Genomic DNA, 15,236 nt, shown 5'->3' with positions numbered 1-15,236 from the left:
ACCAACGGAGAATAACAATGAAAAAAATCCTGTTGACCGGCTGCACCCTGGGGCTTTTGTTTGGCGCTCAGGTTCAGGCGAATGACGCGCCGCTGGACGGCACGTTGAGCAAGATCGCCAGTGCCAAGTCCATCACGTTGGGTTATCGCGATGCGTCGGTGCCGTTTTCCTACGTGGGCGATAACAGCGGCAAGCCCATGGGCTATTCGGTGGAGTTGGCGAACAAGATCGTTGAGCGGATTCAGCAGAAGACCGGCGTGGCCAACCTTAACGTGAAGTACAACCTGGTGACCTCCCAAACCCGCATCCCGCTGGTGCAGAACGGCACCGTGGACCTGGAATGCGGCTCTACCGGCGTCACCGCCGAGCGGCAGAAGCAGGTGGCGTTTTCCTACGGGTTTATCTATGTGAAAGGCCAGTTGCTGACCGCCAAGGACAGCGGCATCCAAGGCTTCGATGACCTCAAGGGCAAGAACGTAGTCACGACTGCGGGCACCACCAACGAGCGTTTTCTCAAGAGCTACAACGCCGAACACAAAGCCAACATCTTTGTGATCAGCGCCAAGGACCACGGTGAAGCGTTCAAGATGCTCGAGACCGGCCGTGCGGTGGCGTTCTACATGGATGACGCGCTGCTCTACGGCGAGCGTGCCAAGGCCAAGGACCCGCACCACTGGGCGGTGGTGGGTAAGGAGCAATCGCGGGAAATCTACAGCTGCATGGTGCGCAAGGACGACCCGCAGTTTCTCGCAGTGGTCAACGAAACACTCGGCGACCTGTACCGCTCGGGGGAAATCAACGGGATTTACCAGCGCTGGTTTGAACAGCCGATTCCACCCAAGGGCTTGAACCTGGAGTTTCCGATGACAGCCGAGTTGAAGGCGATTATTGCCAAGCCGGTCAGTGATCCCGTGGAGTGATAACCCTATCCAACTGTGGGAGCGGGCTTGCTCGCGAAGGCAGTGTGTCAGTTGATAAATAGGCTAACTGATCCACCGCATTCGCGAGCAAGCCCGCTCCCACAGTTGAATTGGGTTTGCAGGGCTGGGTTAGAAGTCGCCCCACAATTGTTGGGCCACGGCCAGTGCCACCACGGGCGCGGTCTCGGTGCGCAGTACGCGCGGGCCGAGGCGGGCGGCGTGGTAGCCGGCGCTTTGGGCGGCTTCGACTTCTGCGTCGGTCAACCCACCTTCAGGCCCGATCAGGAAGGCCAGGCTGGCAGGCCTGGCATGGCTGATCATCGGCTCGGCCACCGGGTGCAGCACCAGTTTCAACTCCGCCTCGGCCTGCTTTAACCAGTCCGCCAGCAGCAGCGGTGGGTGAATCACCGGCACCGTCGACCGCCCGCATTGCTCGCAGGCGCTGATCGCCACTTGGCGCCAGTGCAGCAGGCGTTTGTCGGCACGCTCGTCCTTGAGCCGTACTTCGCAGCGGTCGCTGAAAATCGGCGTGATTTCATTCACCCCCAGTTCGGTGGCTTTCTGAATCGCCCAATCCATGCGCTCGCCCCGGGACAGGCCCTGGCCGAGGTGGATGTGCAGCGGGGACTCGGTCTGGCCCGCGAAGCGTTCCGTGAGTTGCACGGTGACGCGCTTTTTACCGACCTCCAGCAACGTGCCCAGGAACTCATGGCCGGAGCCGTCGAAGAGTTGCACGGCATCACCATCGCCCATGCGCAACACGCGGCTGATGTAGTGCGCCTGGGCTTCGGGCAATTCGTGCTCGCCGAGGCTCAGCGGGGTGTCGGTAAAAAAGCGGGACAGTCTCATTTCTGTTCTCTGGAAAAATACAAAACCTGTGGGCGCCGGGCTTGCTCGCGATGACGGTAGCCCTGACACCCGGTCAGTTGAGTGAATTCAATCAACCTGGATCTCGGAAGCCTGGGTGGAAGTCCTTTGGCACTGCCACGCTGACTTTACTGTTGGTCGCAATATCGATGCCTTCGCTGGCCACTTCAGCCAAAAAGTCGATTTGCTCCGGCGTAATCACGTACGGCGGCAGGAAATACACCACGCTGCCCAGCGGCCGCAATAGAGCACCGCGTTCCAGGGCGTGTTCGAACACTTTCAACCCACGGCGCTCCTGCCACGGGTAGGCGGTTTTGGTGGCTTTGTCCTGGACCATCTCGATGGCCAGCACCATGCCGGTCTGGCGCACTTCCGACACATGCGGGTGGTCGATCAGGTGCGCGGTGGCCGTGGCCATGCGCTGGGCCAGGGCCTTGTTGTTTTCGATGACGTTGTCTTCTTCGAAAATATCCAGCGTCGCCAGGGCCGCCGCGCACGCCAGCGGGTTGCCGGTGTAGCTGTGGGAGTGCAGGAAGGCGCGCAGGGTCGGGTATTCGTCGTAGAAAGCGTCGTAGACGTCGTCGGTGGTGACCACGGCCGCCAGCGGCAGGTAGCCGCCGGTGAGGGCCTTGGACAGGCACAGGAAGTCCGGGCGGATGCCGGCCTGTTCACAGGCGAACATGCTGCCGGTACGGCCGAAGCCGACGGCGATTTCGTCGTGGATCAAGTGCACGCCGTAGCGGTCGCAGGCTTCGCGCAACAGCTGGAGGTACACCGGGTGATACATGCGCATGCCGCCGGCACCCTGGATCAGGGGCTCGACGATCACGGCGGCGACCGTGTCGTGATGCTCGGCCAGGGTCTGTTCCATGGCCAGGAACATCGTGCGCGAGTGTTCCTCCCAGCTCATGCCTTCGGGGCGCAGGTAGCAATCCGGGCTCGGCACTTTGATCGTGTCCAGCAGCAGCGCCTTGTAGGTTTCGGTAAACAGCGGCACGTCGCCGACCGACATCGCAGCGATGGTTTCGCCGTGGTAGCTGTTGGTCAGTGTGACGAAGCGCTTTTTGTTCGGCAGGCCGCGGTTGAGCCAGTAGTGAAAGCTCATCTTCAGCGCGACTTCGATGCACGACGAGCCGTTATCGGCATAAAAGCAGCGGGTCAGGCCGTCGGGCGTCATCGCCACCAGGCGCTCGGACAGCTCAATCACCGGCTGGTGGCTGAAACCGGCGAGGATCACGTGTTCCAGCTGGTCCACCTGGTCCTTGATGCGCTGGTTGATACGCGGGTTGGCGTGACCGAACACATTGACCCACCAGGAGCTGACGGCGTCGAGGTAGCGCTTGCCTTCGAAGTCCTCCAGCCAGACGCCTTCACCGCGCTTGATCGGGATCAGCGGCAGTTGCTGGTGGTCTTTCATCTGGGTGCAGGGATGCCACAGCACCGCGAGGTCGCGTTGCATCCACTGGTTATTCAAGCCCATCGTCTATCTCCTCGAAGCGGACCTGCGGCCGGCGCAGGCGAAACAATCGCGCAAGCCTATGCAATGCCAGACGGTGTCACAACCCATTACGGATGAATTGGCAGTAAACGCGGGACGGACTGTCACGTTTCTTAGGAATAGTCCTTAATCCATTGTTAACGTACTGTGCATAACCTCTTGATCGTATTTCTCGATATTTCAAAGCGAAATTTTCCGCTTTAATTCGATAGGTAAATCGCTAGTCTTGGGCACAGCTCTTACGGGATTTGGGACATGCAACTACGTAACTCACCGGCCCGCTATGGTTGGGTCAGCATTGTTTTGCACTGGGGCGTGGCCCTGGTGGTGTTCGGTTTGTTCGCCCTGGGCCTGTGGATGGTCGGTCTCGACTATTACAGCACCTGGCGCAAAGACGCGCCTGACCTGCACAAGAGCATTGGCATTACGCTGTTCGCCATCATGCTGGTGCGCATTGTCTGGCGCCTGATCAGCCCGCCGCCTCCTCCACTGGCCAGCTACAGCCGCTTGACCCGTATCGGGGCTGCGTTTGGCCATGCTTTCCTTTATCTCGGGCTGTTTGCCGTGATGATTGCCGGTTACCTGATTTCCACCGCAGACGGTGTCGGTATCCCGGTGTTTGGCCTGTTTGAGATTCCTGCCGTGGTTTCCGGGCTACCGGACCAGGCAGACACCGCCGGTGTGGTGCATCTGTACCTCGCCTGGGTGTTGGTGGTCTTCGCCGGCTTGCACGGCGTGGCTGCGTTTAAACACCATTTTATCGATCGTGATGCGACCCTGACGCGAATGCTGGGGCGCAAAGCCTGATGTTCAACCTCGACTCACAAGGAATAGAAAGCATGTTGAAAAAGACGCTCGCCGCTCTGGCAATCGGTTCTGCTCTGATGTCCGCAGGTTCGGTGATGGCCGCTGATTATGTTGTCGACAAAGAAGGCCAGCACGCCTTCGTTGACTTCAAGATCAGCCACTTGGGCTATAGCTTCATCACCGGTACTTTCAAGGACCTGGACGGCAAGTTCAGCTTCGACGCTGCCAAGCCTGAAGACAGCAAGATCGAGTTCAACGTACGTACTGCCAGCGTGTTCACCAACCACGCCGAACGTGACAAGCACATCTCCAGCAAAGACTTCCTGGACGTTGGCAAGTTTGCCGATGCCAAGTTCGTCTCCACCAGTGTTAAAACCACCGGTAAAAATGCTGCAGGCCAAGTCACTGCCGACGTGACCGGCGACCTGACTTTCCACGGCGTGACCAAGCCGATCGTCGTCAAGGCCACCTTCCTGGGTGAAGGCAAAGATCCATGGGGCGGCTACCGTGCCGGCTTTGAAGGCACCACCAGCTTCAACCGCCAGGACTTCGGCAAGCAGATGGACCTGGGCCCAGCGTCCAACACTGTTGAGCTGTACGTGACGTTTGAAGGTGTGAAAGCGAAGTAATTATTTCGCTGTTTTAAGTGCAAAGCGCCGACCTCCGGGTCGGCGTTTTGCTGTGCGTGGGTTACAGGCTGTCTTGATACGTCGCGACCTGGTCGTTGAGCCACGTGTGCAGGGCTATCAGTTGCGCCGAACGTTTGGTCCCCATCGGCCAGACCAGGTAATAGCGTGAAGAATGCGCCGGTTCAATATCGGTGAGCTTGACCAGATCCCCGCGTTGAATCAGTGAATGGGCAATCGAACGTCGGGTCAATGCGACGCCATGCCCGAGCCTGACCGCTTCGAGCAACAATGTTGAGTCGGTGAATTCCAGCGCAGCATGAGGGCGTTGCCCCTCCACGCCTGCGGCACCCAGCCAGGTCGGCCAGCTTTCACTGGCGTGCAGCAGTGGCTGCTCCAGGATGGCTTGCGGTGTATCGGGCAGTACGCCGTGGTTGAAGTCGCGCGCGGCGACCACCAGCAGTGAGTCGGTCATCAGCGTTTCGCAATGCATATCGGGCCATTGGCCGTGGCCGAAGCGGATGGCGCAATCGATCAGGCCCTGCTCGAAGCTGGCGAACTCCATGGACGATTCCAGTTTCAGGCGCAGACCAGGATGGGCGCTCATGAAATCGTGCAACCGTGGCAGTAACCAATGCATGGCGTAGGAGGGCAGCACCGACAGGGTCAGTAGCGGGTGCTTGTTTTTTGCCAGAAGCTTATCGGTGACCCCGGCTATTTCGCCCAGCGCTTGCCTGATCTGGTAGGCATAAACACGGCCTTCATCCGTCAGCACCAGGGAACGCCCGCTGCGCGCCACCAACGCGATGTCCAAATACTCTTCAAGTGAACGAATCTGGTGGCTGACGGCGCTGTGGGTGACGTGCAGCTCAATGGCCGCCAGGTTCACCTTGCCCAGCCGGGCGACCGCCTCGAAGGCACGCAACGCGGCGAGTGGAGGGAGCTTCAATAGGTGAATTCCTTTCACGGGAAAGCCCAATAATAGCCGCTATACGTGAAATGAGTGAGCTACCGATAATGGCGACAAGTTATTTATTTAAATAACGCCGTGCAGAAGAATCGGGAGTTGTTAGGCATGATTAATGAAATCCAAGCGTTTCTGAAAGACTACTTTAATGTGTTGCAAACCCAGGACTTGAATGCGTTCGATCAAGTGTTTCATCGAGGCTGCGTGTTGTATAGCGCGCAAAATTCGGCCGTGGTGGTTCGGCCTTTTGATGAGTACAGGGCGATGGTTCAGGGCCGTAAGTCGCCCCGGGAAGGCGGTTTTCCGCAACTTGACGAAGTGCTGATGATTGATGTGATGTCGGCAGAAATGGCCATCGTTAAAGTACGCTTGCGCCTGTTCAATAACGTGATGGTCGACTACTTGAATCTGATGAAAGTGGATGGTCGCTGGATGATCTTCGCCAAGCTGTTTCACAAGGCCGGTGAAGTGACGGATTAATGCGCTGACCGCCAGATACAAAAACGCCCCGAACAGTCGGGGCGTTTTTATTTACCGTCGAACACTCAGCGGTTGCGGGTCAGCAGCGCTGGTTTTTCACCACGAGGACGGCCTGGCAGTTGATCCAACTGCTCGGGTGTCGGGAAGCGGTCAGCTTTCGACTCCTTGTGGATGATTTTCGGCGCCGGGCCACCGCGCGGGTTCTGCACGGCAGGTTCGGACGCGCGTGGCTGATCGTCACGGGCCGGGCGGCGGTTGTTGCTGCTGCGCGAGTCTTCGCGACGGGCTTGACCGTCACGCGGCGCGCCATTACGCGGGCCACTGCGCTTGGCAGGCGGGGTGCCAGTGGTGCCGCCGCTGCTGTTGCGTGGACCGTTCTGACGACCGCCCTGTGGCTGGCCGCCACGTGGAGCGCCTGCACCTGCACCTGCAGCCGGTGCCGGAGCACCCGGACGGCGGCCACGGCCTTGAGCCGGTTTGGCCTGAGGCACGTAGTCAACGCGGTTACCGAAGTTATCCACGTCATCGTCGAGGAATTCGTCCGGGGCACGATCAGCTGTGGCGCGTGGCGGTTGGCTCGGCTGGCGCTGTTCGCGGGCCGGGGTGCCTTCACGTGGCTTCTGCTCGCGGGCTGGGCGTTCGCCACGGCCGTTGGTAGGCGCTTTTTCTTTGCCGCCCTTGTCTTTGCCCTTGTCGCGACGACCACCGCCACCACCGCCGCCGTTCGGGCCATCGCCCTTCGGACCGCGTGGGTTGCGTGGGTTACGCACGTCCGGACGCTCACGCGCTTCAGGCTTCTCGGCCTCCACGGTGCTGGAATCGAAGCCCATCAGGTCGCCGTCGGCGATTTTCTGCTTGGTCATGCGTTCGATGCTTTTCAGCAGTTTTTCTTCGTCCGGTGCGACCAGGGAAATGGCTTCACCCGAGCGACCGGCACGGCCGGTACGGCCGATACGGTGCACGTAGTCTTCGTCGACATTCGGCAGCTCGAAGTTGACCACGTGTGGCAGTTGGTCGATATCCAGGCCGCGTGCGGCGATGTCGGTGGCGACCAGGATGCGCACCTCACCGGCCTTGAAGTCGGCCAGGGCTTTGGTGCGCGCGTTCTGGCTCTTGTTACCGTGGATGGCGACGGCGGTGAGGCCGTGCTTGTCCAGGTACTCGGCCAGGCGGTTGGCACCGTGCTTGGTACGGGTGAACACCAGCACTTGTTCCCAGGCGCCGGCGGTGATCAGGTGCGCCAGCAGGGAACGCTTGTGGCTGGCGGCCAGGCGGAATACGCGTTGCTCGATACGCTCGACCGTGGTGTTCGGCGGCGTGACTTCGATGCGCTCCGGGTTGTGCAGCAGCTTGCCGGCCAAGGCGGTGATGTCGTTGGAGAACGTTGCCGAGAACAGCAGGTTCTGACGTTTGGCCGGGAGGCGGGCGAGGACCTTTTTCACGTCATGGACAAAGCCCATGTCGAGCATGCGGTCGGCTTCGTCCAGCACGAGGATTTCCACGTGGGACAAATCAACGCTGCCTTGGCCGCACAGGTCGAGCAAACGACCCGGGCAGGCGACCAGCACGTCAACACCGCGGGACATGGCCTGAACCTGTGGGTTCATGCCGACGCCGCCGAAGATGCAGGCGCTGACGAACTTCAAGTCGCGGGCATACAGCTTGAAGCTGTCGTGCACTTGGGCGGCGAGTTCGCGGGTAGGGGTCAGGACCAGTACGCGCGGTTGGCGCGGGCCGTGACGCTGGGATTTGTCCGGGTGACCGTTGGGGAACAACCGCTCCAGAATCGGGAGGGCGAAACCACCGGTTTTACCAGTACCTGTCTGAGCCGCAACCATCAGGTCGCGACCTTGCAACACGGCGGGAATGGCCCGCTGTTGCACCGGAGTAGGCTCGGTATAGCCCGCTGCCTCGATGGCGCGGACTAAAGCCTCGGAGAGACCGAGGGAAGCAAAGGACATGAGTAATCCTGTTTTAGTTAGGGCTTGGCCCAAAGGGATAATCTTGCCGGGCGTGAATGGCGCTTAGGGGAGCGCAACCCCGTCCGGTCCTGCTGCGTCTGGCGGGCACTCCACCGGCTCGCGCGGGCTGAAAGCTGCGCAGTAGCGGGGTTAGGTGCCTTTTTCAAGACCTCAGCGGCCGGGCGTGAGCCTGGCGGAAAGGCCGGAGTATAACAGAGCAATCACTGCGCGCTGCTTTCCTGCTGCTCAACGGTGTGTTCGGAGGCCGTAATGGCTTGGATTCCGCCATATTTGGCGCTTAAGGCTGCGTAGGCCGGTTCTTGCTTGAAGCGCTTGAGCTCGGCAGCAAAGCGTTGCACCAGCAGGTCCATGCCCGCGCCACGGCGTACGGCGAGAAATTGCTGCTGGCGGCTGACCACGAAGGGCGCCTGGCTGACTTTGCCTTCCAGGCCCATGGCCTTGATCACATGTTGGCCCACCCGGCGATCCGTGATGACCAGGTCGATACGTCCCAATAACAGCTTACCGAAGTTGGCCTCGTGGCTGGCGGCCGGCTCGCGGTTGAACAGGGTGGATTCGCTGAAGGCGTCGCCATAGAGGTAGCCCGGCGAAATGCCGACGGTCAGCCCCTGCAGGTCATCGATGTTTTCGGCGGGGTGTGGTCGCGCATTGGCGTAGAACAGCACGAACTCGACTTCCGACAGCGGCTCACTGGGGTAAAGCAGCTGGGCGTCGCGGTCATGGCTGTGGAAAATATCCAGCGCACCGTCGGCGTGGCCCTGGTCGAGCATGGCCAGGCAGCGTTTCCAGGGCAGGAATTGCCACTCCACATCGACACCCAGGCGCTGGAACACGGTCACCGTGGTTTCATAGTCCAGGCCGCGCATGCTGCCGTTTTCGTCGTAGACATAAGGCGCCCAGGGCTCAGTGACAATGCGTAGTTTCTCGCCGTAGGCGGTGAGGCTCAGGCAAGTAAAAAGCGCAGCGGTCAACAACTTGAGAATGACGGGCATACCCTGAGATTACGATGCTCCTTCGCTAAAGAGAAGCTCTGGCACAAGCATTCGCGGGCAAGTTGATGTGGCGCATTTAAAACAAAAAGGCCCTCGTCAATGCGAGGGCCTTTTGTTTTAAATGCACCGCAATCGGGCAAGCCTCAGCGTGGCAGCTTGAGGTTGTTCCAGATGGCCAGGCTAGGTTCAGCCTGGTTCAGGGTGTAGAAGTGCAGCCCTGGTGCGCCACCTTGCAGCAATTGTTCACACATCTCGCTGATGACCTGCTCGCCGAACGCCTGGATGCTCTTGACGTCGTCGCCATAGGCTTCCAGTTGCTTGCGCACCCAGCGTGGGATTTCAGCACCGCAAGCGTCAGAGAAGCGCGCCAGCTTGCTGTAGTTGGTGATCGGCATGATGCCCGGCACAATCGGGATGTTTACACCCATGGCCCGTACACGCTCGACAAAGTAGAAGTAGCTGTCGGCGTTGAAGAAGTACTGGGTGATCGCACTGTTGGCGCCGGCGTTGGCCTTGCGCACGAAGTTCTGCAGGTCGTCTTCGAAATTGCGCGCCTGGGGGTGCATCTCCGGGTAAGCCGCCACTTCGATGTGGAAGTGATCGCCGCTTTCTTCACGGATAAAGCTCACCAGGTCATTGGCGTAGCGCAGCTCGCCGCTGGCCATGCCCATGCCGGACGGCAGGTCGCCACGCAGGGCGACGATGCGCTTGATGCCGGCTTGCTGGTACTGGGTCAGCAGGCTGCGCAGGTCGGCCTTGCTGTCGCCCACGCACGATAAGTGCGGAGCGGCGGGAACTTTGACTTCGCTTTCCAGCTGCAGCACGGTGTTGATCGTGCGGTCACGGGTCGAGCCGCCGGCGCCGTAGGTGCAGGAGAAGAAGTCGGGGTTGTAGCTGGCCAACTGCTTGGCAGTCGCCATCAGTTTTTCATGCCCAGCATCGGTCTTGGTCGGGAAGAACTCGAAGCTGTAGCGACGGTCTTGGGACATGGTCGTACCTATGGAAACTCATCAAGCCAGAAGATGTACACCGTCAATGTGGGAGCGGGCTTGCTCGCGAATGCGCTGGGTCAGTCAATCTATTTTGTGACTGGCCCACCGCTTTCGCGAGCAAGCCCGCTCCTACAAAAGCCCGCTCTCGCAGAGAGAGCAGGCAGCAGGCATATCAGTAGCGGTAAGCGTGCGGCTTGAACGGACCTTCGACGGTCACGCCGATGTAGTCGGCCTGGGTCTTGGTCAGTTGAGTCACTACGCCGCCGAAGCCGCGGACCATTTCCAGGGCCACTTCTTCGTCGAGTTTCTTCGGCAGCACTTCCACGGTCAGGCGCTCGGCTTTCTGGGCTGGCGACAGGTCGGCGTACTTCTGGCCGAACAGGAAGATTTGCGCCAGTACCTGGTTGGCGAACGAGCCGTCCATGATGCGGCTTGGGTGGCCGGTAGCGTTGCCCAGGTTCACCAAGCGGCCTTCAGCCAGCAGGATCAGGTAGTCGTCGTTCTGCGGGTCGAAATCACCAGCACCGGTGCGGTGAACCTTGTGCACCTGTGGCTTCACTTCTTCCCATGCCCAGTTCTTGCGCATGAAAGCGGTGTCGATTTCGTTGTCGAAGTGACCGATGTTGCAGACAACGGCACGCTTTTTCAGGGCTTTGAGCATGTTCGCGTCGCAAACATTCACGTTACCGGTGGTGGTCACGATCAGGTCGATCTTGCCCAGCAGCGCTTTGTCGATGCTTGCTTCGGTGCCGTCATTGACGCCATCGATGAACGGCGAAACCACTTCGAAGCCGTCCATGCAGGCTTGCATGGCGCAGATCGGGTCTACTTCGGAGACTTTGACGATCATGCCTTCCTGACGCAGGGACTGGGACGAACCCTTGCCCACGTCACCGTAGCCGATCACCAGGGCTTGCTTGCCCGACAGCAGGTGGTCGGTACCGCGCTTGATGGCATCGTTCAGGCTGTGACGGCAGCCGTACTTATTGTCGTTCTTGCTCTTGGTCACCGAGTCGTTGACGTTGATGGCCGGGATTTTCAGCTCGCCCTTGGCCAGCATGTCCAGCAGGCGGTGCACGCCCGTGGTGGTTTCTTCAGTCACGCCGTGAACACGGTCGAGGATCTGCGGGTACTTCTTGTGCAGCAGCTCGGTCAGGTCGCCGCCGTCGTCGAGGATCATGTTGGCGTCCCATGGCTTGCCATCCTTGAGGATGGTTTGCTCCAGGCACCACTCGTACTCTTCTTCGGTCTCGCCTTTCCAGGCATAAACCGCGATACCGGCAGCAGCGATAGCAGCAGCAGCCTGGTCTTGAGTCGAGAAAATGTTGCAGGACGACCAACGTACTTCGGCACCCAGGGCAACCAGGGTTTCGATCAGCACGGCAGTCTGGATGGTCATGTGGATGCAGCCGAGGATCTTCGCGCCTTTGAGCGGCTGCTCAGCGGCGTACTTGCGGCGCAGACCCATCAGGGCAGGCATTTCGGATTCGGCGATAAAGGTTTCGCGACGGCCCCAGGCAGCGAGGGACATATCGGCGACTTTGTAGTCGGTAAAACCTGCAGGCGTGATTACAGCGCTCATGAAGAGCCTCCATTCGTAGTGTGCGAATGGGCGCCGTTGTGCGTTTAGTATCAGGCCAGGTGAACCAGGCCCAACAACGCCCCATCCGAGCCTGACAGGTCGAGCCTGCTGCAGCGCCCCTCGGACAGGTGGCGGGAGAACGGTATCAATCGAAGATGACCGTTTTGAAACGGTGCCGATTATAGCTGTGTGCGCCAGACTTCCCAAGCCTTTCTGTCGGCCATATGAAGATCGCTCATGGGGTTGATAGACAAGGGCTCATAGAGCTTGGGCCGACGCTCTGCCATGATGTTGCCCATCATTCGGCAAGACGCATTGGAGTGACCATGAACTTCCACACCCGCAAATGGGTAAAACCCGAAGACCTCAACCCCAACGGCACCCTGTTCGGCGGCAGCCTGCTGCGCTGGATCGACGAAGAGGCGGCCATCTACGCCATTGTCCAGTTGGGCAACCAGCGTGTGGTGACCAAGTACATCTCCGAAATCAACTTCGTCAGCGCCTCGCGCCAGGGCGACATTATCGAGCTGGGCATCACCGCTACCGAGTTCGGCCGCACCTCCATTACCCTGACCTGTGAAGTGCGTAACAAGATCACCCGCAAAAGCATCCTGACCGTGGAAAAAATGGTCTTCGTCAACCTCGGTGAAGACGGTTTGCCGGCGCCCCACGGCCGTACCGAGATCAAGTACGTGAAGGATCAGTTCCAGGAAGACGGCATCAAGGATTAATACTGCCGCTGGCCAGTGAACGCTATTGATGGGCGACAGGTCGTACCTGAATAACACCCCCCTGTTCAGGTACGCCCATGGCCACGCAAGCAGACGGCAAGACCCCCAACTTGTCGCAGGAAGAGCAACACGACGTCGACAAGAACCAACCGCCCCGCGCGGCGGTTCTGCATGAAATCATTCGCACCCAGGGCGATCAGGAGCTGGAGCGCACGGTAGCGGCGCTGTGGTGGTCGGCGCTGGCGGCCGGCCTGACCATGGGCCTGTCGTTGATGGGCATGGGGCTGCTCAACTCGCGCCTGCCCGAGGGTGAAGCATTCAAGGTGATTGCCAGTTTCGGCTATTGCGCGGGTTTTCTCGCCGTCATCCTGGCGCGCCAGCAACTGTTCACCGAAAACACCCTGACGGCCGTGCTACCGGTGATGAGCAAACCGACGCTGGCCAATGCCGGGCGCCTGTTGCGGCTGTGGACAGTGGTGTTGGTGGGCAACCTGTGTGGCACCTTGCTGGTCGCGTATGTGATGCTGCACTTGCCGATTTTCGACACCAAGACCGATATGGCCTTCCTTGAGATTGGCCGCAAGGTCATGGAAAACGACCCTGGCCAGATGTTCGCCAAAGGCATTATTTCCGGCTGGATGATCGCCACCATGGTGTGGATGATCCCGTCCATGGAAAGCGCGAAGATGTTCATCATCATCCTGATCACCTACCTGATGGCGCTGGGGGATTTCACCCACATCGTGGTTGGCTCGGCCGAGGTGTCGTACCTGGTGTTTGCCGGCGAACTGCCCTGGAAGGACTTCTGGCTGATATTTGCCGGGCCGACCCTGGTGGGCAATATCATCGGCGGCAGTTTTATCTTCGCGCTGATCAGCCATGCGCAGATTCGCAGCGAGGCGACATCACCCGCTTCTACTCGATCGCACCCTCAAGTTAAGGAAAAAACCTGAAATTGCCCCGCAAGGGTTAACGCTGTTCCCTTGCGGGGACGCTTCAGACGTTTGCCGGTGCGCTGGACGGTTCGGCGGCCGGCGTGCGGTCAGGTGTCTTGAGCTGACTTTCCCATCGAGCAATCACCAATAGCGCCAGTGCGTTGCCCAGCACATTCAATGCCGTGACGGGCATGTCCATCAGTCGATAGACGCCTGCGATGATCGCCACGCCTTCCACGGGTAGCCCTGCCGTGGTCAAGGTGGCGGTAAGGATAATAAACATGAACCCTGGCACGCCCGCCGCGCCCTTTGACGTCAGCACCATGATCAAGACCAGCATCCCCTGATCCGCCAGGCTTAGGTCTATGCCATACGCTTGGGCGATGAACAGCGTGCCCAGCGCGGCAAATAGCGATGCGCCATCCAGGTTGAACGAGTAGCCCAGTGGGATAACCATGCTGGTAATCGGTCGTGGCGCGCCATAGCGCTCCATCTTCTCGATCAATTGAGGCATCACCGTTGCCGAAGCGGCACTGCAATAGGCCAGCAATAGTTCACTGCGTATTTCCCGCAGCAGATGGAAAAAGCTTACGCCCGCCAGCCGCGCAACCGCACCCAATACACACAGTGCAAATAACAGTACCGCGAGATAGGTGGTGCCGATCAGTTTGGCCAACGGCAGCAAGGCACTGAGGCCAAAGCTGGCGACGGTGACTGCAATCAGTCCGAAAATACCTATCGGCGAGTAATGCATGACCAACTGAGTGACTTTGAACATGGTGTCGGAGACACCCTGCATCACACTTATCAGTGGTGCCTTGCGCTGCTCGGGCAGCAGAGATAAGGCGCAGCCGAACAGGATGGCGAAAAACAATACCGAGAGCAGTTTGCCCTGCGACATGGCCAACACGATATTGTCCGGTACGATCGCCAGCAGCGTTTGGCCCAGGTTCTGCGTCGTGTCGTTGGCGGCTAGCCCTGCTACCGGTGTACGTAGGGTGCTGGCGAATTCCGCACCCGCGCCGGGCTCAATGACATTGCCGACAATCAGACCGAAGACGATTGCAATACTGGTGATGGTGAAGAAGTACACGAACGTCTTCACACCCACGCGTCCCAGGGCCGCGGGGTTACCCATGCCGGCAATGCCGACCGTCATGCACGCAAACACCAGAGGGACGACGATCATTTTCATCAGCTTGATGAACAGGTCGCCCGCCGGTTGAAGCAGGTTGTCGATGAACCAGGTCTTGTGTTCGGGAAATTGGTTGAGAAGGATGCCGACGATTATGCCGGCAGCCAGGCCAATCATGATGCGGGTGACAAGGCTGGTTGATTTACTGGCAGTCATGGGGTGCCCCTTATTGTTGTGATTGTCAGGGATTTATTGAGCGAACAGTCCGGCGAAGTCCTTGAAGCCTTTCACTTCGATTGGGTTGCCGCTGGGGTCGAGAAAAAACATCGTGCGCTGCTCTCCAGGTTCGCCGGCAAAGCGAGTCACTGGCGGTATCTCGAAGTGCGTACCCAGATGGGTAAGGCGTTCGGCAAGCGTCAGCCACTCGTCAAGCGGCAACACCACGCCGAGGTGCGGCATCAGTACGTGGTGTTCACCTACCCGCCCGGTACGCGTTGTCGAAAAGGGTGTGCCCAGGTGCAGTGAAAGCTGGTTGCCGAAAAAATCGAAGTCGATCCAGGTGTCGGTGCCACGGCCTTCTGTGCAGCCCAAAACATCTCGATAAAAAATGCGCGCCTCGTTTAAGTCACAAACATGGTATGCAGCGTGAAAGGGTCTGTTCATGGCTGGATCTCCGAGTGGGTGAGTCCTCAGATTAAACAGGCTGTATATACGGATAAAAC

The 15,236-nt window shown here is 59.4% G+C and carries 15 protein-coding genes and 1 riboswitch; of the genes, 6 read left to right on the top strand and 9 right to left on the bottom strand.

All coding sequences use genetic code 11. The features are described 5' to 3' along the window. The first annotated feature begins 17 nt into the window (after positions 1 to 17). A complete protein-coding gene (locus ACLBW8_RS07860) occupies positions 18 to 920 on the top strand; it encodes a transporter substrate-binding domain-containing protein (protein WP_447805105.1) in 903 nt (300 codons plus the stop codon). Positions 921 to 1,049: 129 nt separating this feature from the next. On the opposite strand, the gene ACLBW8_RS07855 is transcribed toward ACLBW8_RS07860, so the two are convergent. Both ACLBW8_RS07855 and ACLBW8_RS07850 read right to left on the bottom strand, forming a co-directional pair. Next, the gene (locus tag ACLBW8_RS07855; protein WP_407016317.1) at positions 1,050 to 1,769 is read right to left on the bottom strand and encodes a 16S rRNA (uracil(1498)-N(3))-methyltransferase; all 720 of its coding nucleotides are present in this window, start codon (positions 1,767 to 1,769) and stop codon (positions 1,050 to 1,052) included. A 91-nt stretch (positions 1,770 to 1,860) separates the two neighbouring features. Then, a complete protein-coding gene (locus tag ACLBW8_RS07850) occupies positions 1,861 to 3,267 on the bottom strand; it encodes an adenosylmethionine--8-amino-7-oxononanoate transaminase (RefSeq protein WP_447805104.1) in 1,407 nt (468 codons plus the stop codon). A gap of 273 nt (positions 3,268 to 3,540) precedes the next feature. On the opposite strand from ACLBW8_RS07850, the gene ACLBW8_RS07845 reads away from it, so the two are divergent. Continuing rightward, positions 3,541 to 4,092 (top strand): cytochrome b, encoded by a 552-nt coding sequence (locus ACLBW8_RS07845; RefSeq protein WP_064454514.1) that lies wholly within the window; start codon positions 3,541 to 3,543, stop codon positions 4,090 to 4,092. A 32-nt stretch (positions 4,093 to 4,124) separates the two neighbouring features. Beyond that, complete coding sequence (locus ACLBW8_RS07840) at positions 4,125 to 4,721, top strand: YceI family protein (RefSeq protein ID WP_064454513.1); 597 nt, start codon at positions 4,125 to 4,127, stop codon at positions 4,719 to 4,721. Between the two features lie 61 nt (positions 4,722 to 4,782). Here ACLBW8_RS07840 and ACLBW8_RS07835 read toward each other — a convergent pair whose 3' ends face one another. After that, positions 4,783 to 5,667: a LysR substrate-binding domain-containing protein gene (locus tag ACLBW8_RS07835; RefSeq protein ID WP_064454512.1), complete on the bottom strand. Its 885-nt coding sequence runs from the start codon at positions 5,665 to 5,667 to the stop codon at positions 4,783 to 4,785. 126 nt (positions 5,668 to 5,793) lie between these two features. Between ACLBW8_RS07835 and ACLBW8_RS07830 the strand changes: the two genes are divergently transcribed. Next, a complete protein-coding gene (locus tag ACLBW8_RS07830) occupies positions 5,794 to 6,165 on the top strand; it encodes a nuclear transport factor 2 family protein (RefSeq protein ID WP_064454511.1) in 372 nt (123 codons plus the stop codon). A gap of 65 nt (positions 6,166 to 6,230) precedes the next feature. Here ACLBW8_RS07830 and ACLBW8_RS07825 read toward each other — a convergent pair whose 3' ends face one another. The 4 genes from ACLBW8_RS07825 to ahcY all read right to left on the bottom strand — a co-directional run bounded on the left by ACLBW8_RS07825 (position 6,231) and on the right by ahcY (position 11,713). Then, positions 6,231 to 8,126 (bottom strand): DEAD/DEAH box helicase, encoded by a 1,896-nt coding sequence (locus ACLBW8_RS07825; RefSeq protein ID WP_262666448.1) that lies wholly within the window; start codon positions 8,124 to 8,126, stop codon positions 6,231 to 6,233. A 221-nt stretch (positions 8,127 to 8,347) separates the two neighbouring features. After that, a complete protein-coding gene (locus ACLBW8_RS07820; protein WP_447805103.1) occupies positions 8,348 to 9,139 on the bottom strand; it encodes a substrate-binding periplasmic protein in 792 nt (263 codons plus the stop codon). A 143-nt stretch (positions 9,140 to 9,282) separates the two neighbouring features. Further along, positions 9,283 to 10,128 carry a methylenetetrahydrofolate reductase [NAD(P)H] gene (gene metF, locus ACLBW8_RS07815; protein ID WP_064454508.1) on the bottom strand — a complete coding sequence of 282 codons (846 nt, stop codon included), beginning with the start codon at positions 10,126 to 10,128 and terminating at the stop codon, positions 9,283 to 9,285. A 175-nt stretch (positions 10,129 to 10,303) separates the two neighbouring features. Beyond that, positions 10,304 to 11,713, bottom strand: coding sequence for an adenosylhomocysteinase (gene ahcY / locus ACLBW8_RS07810; RefSeq protein WP_064454507.1), 1,410 nt, complete (start codon positions 11,711 to 11,713; stop codon positions 10,304 to 10,306). A 21-nt stretch (positions 11,714 to 11,734) separates the two neighbouring features. After that, a riboswitch (S-adenosyl-L-homocysteine riboswitch) is annotated at positions 11,735 to 11,841 on the bottom strand. 198 nt (positions 11,842 to 12,039) lie between these two features. On the opposite strand from ahcY, the gene ACLBW8_RS07805 reads away from it, so the two are divergent. Together ACLBW8_RS07805 and ACLBW8_RS07800 are read left to right on the top strand one after the other, a co-directional pair. Continuing rightward, positions 12,040 to 12,444, top strand: a complete 405-nt coding sequence (locus tag ACLBW8_RS07805) for an acyl-CoA thioesterase (protein ID WP_064454506.1) — start codon at positions 12,040 to 12,042, stop codon at positions 12,442 to 12,444. Between the two features lie 77 nt (positions 12,445 to 12,521). Then, positions 12,522 to 13,397 carry a formate/nitrite transporter family protein gene (locus tag ACLBW8_RS07800; RefSeq protein WP_447805102.1) on the top strand — a complete coding sequence of 292 codons (876 nt, stop codon included), beginning with the start codon at positions 12,522 to 12,524 and terminating at the stop codon, positions 13,395 to 13,397. 43 nt (positions 13,398 to 13,440) lie between these two features. On the opposite strand, the gene ACLBW8_RS07795 is transcribed toward ACLBW8_RS07800, so the two are convergent. Further along, positions 13,441 to 14,730: a cation:dicarboxylate symporter family transporter gene (locus ACLBW8_RS07795; RefSeq protein WP_447805101.1), complete on the bottom strand. Its 1,290-nt coding sequence runs from the start codon at positions 14,728 to 14,730 to the stop codon at positions 13,441 to 13,443. Between the two features lie 33 nt (positions 14,731 to 14,763). Then, entirely contained in the window at positions 14,764 to 15,177 is a 414-nt protein-coding gene (locus ACLBW8_RS07790) for a VOC family protein (protein ID WP_447805100.1), read from the bottom strand. Between the last annotated feature and the right edge of the window lie 59 nt (positions 15,178 to 15,236).

This window comes from Pseudomonas sp. M5A4_2d, from assembly GCF_053345295.1.
This window is presented reverse-complemented; position numbering and strand designations above follow the sequence as displayed.